Below are 4915 nucleotides of genomic sequence, written 5' to 3' on the forward strand. Positions count from 1 at the left end.
ACAAAATGAAAGGTATATATCTTCAAAATTATCTTGATGAGTTCTGCTACAAACTTAATAGAAGATACTTCGGAGAGTATTTATTTGATAGAATTACTATTGCATTAGTAACTTGTGGTAAATAAACCGAGATACAAATTATTTTATATTAAGCACATTTTGCTTCTGTATCAAATGATTTTTTTGATATAAATTTTTCATAAAAAAACCCTTGAAAATTAATCAAGGGTTTTAGGTTAATGTATTAATAATAAAATTAGATTTAAGAACAAATTCTATAGTTTGTTTTTAGGATTCACCTTCAAAATGCTATTGGCAAGTGGGTCATTTTCAATTTTCCTATCTTTTATATTCAACTGATTATTATTTTCATGGGTTGTTCTGGTGTCAATTTTTAGCAATGAAGTAATATTTTGATCAATTAAAATATCAGATTTTTCTCTATTTGTCTCTTTAATATTTGATTTTTTATTTGTATCAACTTTATTTATTGTTTGTATATCTTTATTTTGACTAAAACCAGTTGAACAAAATAAAATCGCTGTGAGAAATATTAATTCTTTCATAATTTATATTATCTGTATGTTATAATTGCATTTATTTCTCCACAGTTTGAAGCAGTAGTACAATTTCCTCCTAAAGTCACACTGCTTCCTCCCGATCCACCTGATCTTGAGCTAAATAATTGTATTGTGTGAGCTCCAGCGATAACTCCAGACCATATTGTTGAAAGTGTAGAAGAACCAAAGGCATTTCCTCCAGCACTTGAGTTTACTATACTTGTTCTATTAAAACCTCCTTGAGGTAGAAATGCTCCATCTACAAAAACAATAGTGTCAAACGTATTGTAAATCCCTGCTGTAGTTACAGTATTTGTACCACCTAAAACTGCATCAATCTTTATATCTGCAATTTGCCCAGAAGGAATGGTAAAATTAATTGTACAGCCTGGTTGTAATGTATTTACTGCTGATGTTACTGCGACTCTTCCAGCAGTATCATAAGCATGAAGTTGTCTGGTAGTTTTACTAAAACAGGACCAAACAGGCGCAACAGCTGTACCATTATTAAAATACAATCCTTTGCCACAAGGCAGGGTAGTGTTGGTGTTATAAACCATTAATCCAACTTTGGGAGTTGCAATTGTTGCTGCATCAGTTTCTGACAAAAGGTTAATATTAGGAAATGAAACCCCTTTATTTGTTGAGCTTACATCTAATAATGCAGAAGTATCTGGTGCTGGCGTACCAATTCCCACATTCCCTGCATTCGTTATTCTCATTCGTTCATCAAAAAACGGTGTGGTTGTTTTTCCAGTAGAAAAAATTATAGATTTTGTATTGTTTGCGTTGGCAATGTGCATGTCTTGACCACTACCTATATAACTTACATCATTGGCAATACCAATATTATAAGTCGAAGGAAAATTAAATGCTGAATTATTAATTCCTAACCAAGCAAAACCAGACGTGGCTGTTCCATTGTCTGCGGTGGCTGAGTAGCCACTTTGTGCTTGTATTCCTGTACTTGTATTTTGAATATTGTATTGTAAAAAGTCATTGATACTTCCTGTGGCATTTACTATACTGTTAGTTGTGGTTATACCAGCAAGAACATCTAGTTTTGCAGCAGGTGTTGGCGTTCCAATACCTACATTTCCTGCACTAGTTACCCTTGTTTTTTCGGTATTGTTGGTTCTGGTTACAAAATCTATAGCATCTGTTGTTCCTACAAAGTTTGTGGCAGCTGTTGTAGTTGCATTTCCAGTGGTTGTCCAATCGTTGCTTGTTGTTCCTGTAACTATTCGAACCCATTTTGCACCATCCCAGTAATAAAAACCTGGTGTAACATCACCAGCTGTAGCCGTATTATAAATCATTTCTGAAACCGTTGGGGTTAATACTGTTGCCGTGGTGGTTAATGCAAGTGCTACTCTAGGAATTAATAACCCATCTGCATTTGGATTGGCTAGAGTGGAAATGTCGAGGGCGCCCTGAGGATTTGTATTTCCTATTCCTACCTGCGCATTGGATTGGTAAAGTCCAAAAGTAAAAATTACGGTCGTAATTAATACTGTTTTTAAAGTGTAAATTCTTTTCATTTATTATAGTGGTATTTAATTAATTGGCAATATTAGTCAGACAAAGCTATCGAAAAAAAATCAGATTAAAGACAAATTTTATCGATAAAATACACTGATATTGAGAATATTGATGCATAATAGGCATTTTTTAAATATCGATAATTTATTAAAAATTAAAATAATTAGCAAAAAGAATTACAAATCTTTTTTACATTACTAAATTAATAAAATTAATCATTTTTTTGGCTTAAAATTAACATATCCGTAAAAGTGTAAAATACGAAATAATGATACAATAAAAACCGTACTTTTGAGATATCAGTTTATTAAATGAAAATTTAAAATTTAATTGTATGAAATTAAACTATATAAATATAGCCTTTCTTTTAATAGGAATAGCTACTCAGGCTCAATTGTTTGTAAGTCCAAATAGCTATGTTTTTGCTGATAATCAAATTTTATTTGTGACACAGGATGTTGAATTGAATGCCGCCACAAGTAATTTATATTTGCGAAATGGTTCTCAATTAATGCAAGGTACAGCTGGAGCTGGATCCAACAAAGGTCTTGGCGATTTATCTGTTTACCAAGAAGGAACGGTTAATAATTATTTATACAATTATTGGTGTTCGCCAGTTGGAAATACATTAACGGCAACTGTTGTTAATAATCCTTTTGGAATATCTCAATTGAAAGAAGTTACAGGACTAACAACTGCCTCAAATCCTATACTATTGCCTTTTGGTAGTTATGATGGTTTGGCTTCACCATTATCTATTGCAACCAGATGGATATATACTTTTACCACATCCAATACTTATGCCCAATGGAATTATATAGGTGGAGCCAATACAATTCCCGCTGGGAGTGGTTTTACTATGAAAGGTACTACAGCAGGAAATCAACGATACGATTTTAGAGGAAAACCAAACGATGGCAATATAACATCGGCAGTTTCTATTGGGAATTTTACTTTGGTCGGCAATCCTTATCCAAGCGCGATAGATTTAAATTTGTTTATTCTAGATCCTGCAAATGCTGCGCTTATAGATGGTAGAATATTATTTTGGGAACAAGTAAATGTGGCTTCACATTTTATTGCAGCCTATCAAGGTGGTTACGGAACTTATACAACAGCAGGTTATACAGCAGCTCCTTTCTTTAATAATGATTCTTCGGGTAATCAAACAGTACCTACAGGTGGAACTGGAATAGCTTTTACAGGTCGAAGATTTTCTCCAATTGGTCAAGGTTTCATGGTAAAAGGTAAAGCCAATGGAACTGTAACTATGAAAAATACTTTTAGATTGTTTCAAAAAGAAGATGCCACTTCACAATTTGCTAAAGGGAATTTTGATAAAGATGGTAATGAATATTATCCTGAAGTTTTAAATATTGCAGGTATAGATTATACCCAAATAAAAAAAGGTTACGCACCACAACTCAAAATAAATGCCATGTTCAATAATGGTGGCGTACGACCAACGACATTGGCTTTTAGGGATGATTTCACTGATGGAGCCGATTATAGCGCTGATGCTAAAATGTCATCAAGTCAAACTGCCGATTTTTATTATGTGGTGGAAAACGAAGAATATCTTGCCAATGCATTGAAATTTGATATTGACAAAAGGATTGCAATAGGTTTAAAATGCACATCTGAAACCAATTTTAAAATTAAAGTAGTTGATATTTTATATGGGTTTGATGCTAATCAGGATGTTTATATTTATGACAAAGAAACTGGTGTTTACACAGATATTAAAAACGGAATGTTTGAAATGACATTGCCAACAGGAAATAATAGAAGTCGTTTCGAAATCACATTCAAACAAGGAACTTTAAGCACAAATAATAATATTGCCAATAATTTTTCAATTTTTCAAAATGATGTTTCTGGAAACTTAATTATAAAAAATCCAAACAATATCGATTTAAAATCTTTTAATGTTTATGATATTGCTGGTAAATCGATTTTAGTTAAAAATGAATTAGGAACAAATGCACAATTTGAATTTAGTAGTACTAGCTTATCTAAGGGAATTTATGTTGTAAAATTATTGACTGTTTCAAATCAAGAAATTACAAAAAAAGTCGCCGTTAATAATAAAAAATAATTTTAAAGTTAAGATTGATTAAAAACAGCTTTCGGGCTGTTTTTTTATGCTTATTTTTGCGCCAATTGAAAATTGTTAATCAAAATATTATTCTTAATAACTCTTCAATCTCACTTTCGATCAAGCGGGAAGATTTGTTGCATCCATTTGTATCGGGAAATAAATTCAGAAAGTTAAAATACAACCTACTGGAAGCCAAAAAATTAAACCATGAAACACTAATTACTTTTGGCGGTGCCTATTCCAATCATATTGCCGCCAGTGCTTTTGCTTGTCGAGAAGCTGGTTTGGAAAGTATTGGCATCATTAGAGGTGAAGAATTGATAGGCAAAATACAGGAAAATCCAACATTGCTATTCGCTCAAACTTGCGGAATGAAATTTGAATTTATTTCTCGAACTGATTATCAAAATAAAACAAATGCAATTTTTTTATCAAATTTAGAGTTAAAATACGGTAAGCATTATTTATTACCCGAAGGCGGAACCAATGATTTGGCTATTAAAGGTTGTGAAGAAATTTTAACTCCTGATGATAATCAGTTTGATTATATTTGTTGTGCCATAGGAACTGGAGGCACCATTTCTGGATTGATAAACAGTGCCAAACCACATCAAAAAATTATTGGATTTCCTGCGTTGAAAGGCGACTTTTTGTCGGACGATATTCGTAAATTTGCAACAAATACTAATTGGGAATTGATTTCTGATTATCA

4 protein-coding genes and 1 pseudogene are annotated in these 4915 nt (G+C 32.3%); 3 read left to right on the forward strand and 2 right to left on the reverse strand.

What is annotated here, in order from left to right; all coding sequences use genetic code 11:
- Positions 1-125 (forward strand): annotated as a pseudogene (locus RMN92_RS09690) (IS1595 family transposase); the annotation flags it as partial.
- Positions 126-275: 150 nt separating this feature from the next.
- Here RMN92_RS09690 and RMN92_RS09695 read toward each other — a convergent pair.
- Together RMN92_RS09695 and RMN92_RS09700 are read right to left on the reverse strand one after the other, a co-directional pair.
- Positions 276-566 (reverse strand): hypothetical protein, encoded by a 291-nt coding sequence (locus RMN92_RS09695; RefSeq protein WP_309609256.1) that lies wholly within the window; start codon positions 564-566, stop codon positions 276-278.
- 8 nt (positions 567-574) lie between these two features.
- On the reverse strand, positions 575-2101 hold the full coding sequence (locus RMN92_RS09700; RefSeq protein WP_309609257.1) for a hypothetical protein: 1527 nt from the start codon (positions 2099-2101) through the stop codon (positions 575-577).
- Between the two features lie 335 nt (positions 2102-2436).
- Between RMN92_RS09700 and RMN92_RS09705 the strand changes: the two genes are divergently transcribed.
- Both RMN92_RS09705 and RMN92_RS09710 read left to right on the forward strand, forming a co-directional pair.
- Positions 2437-4200, forward strand: a complete 1764-nt coding sequence (locus RMN92_RS09705) for a T9SS type A sorting domain-containing protein (RefSeq protein ID WP_309609258.1) — start codon at positions 2437-2439, stop codon at positions 4198-4200.
- A 65-nt stretch (positions 4201-4265) separates the two neighbouring features.
- The coding region (locus RMN92_RS09710) for a pyridoxal-phosphate dependent enzyme (protein ID WP_309609259.1) at positions 4266-4915 on the forward strand (650 nt) is incomplete at its 3' end.

This window comes from Flavobacterium sp., from assembly GCF_031363805.1.
In the GTDB taxonomy this organism is placed as follows: Bacteria; Bacteroidota; Bacteroidia; order Flavobacteriales; family Flavobacteriaceae; genus Flavobacterium.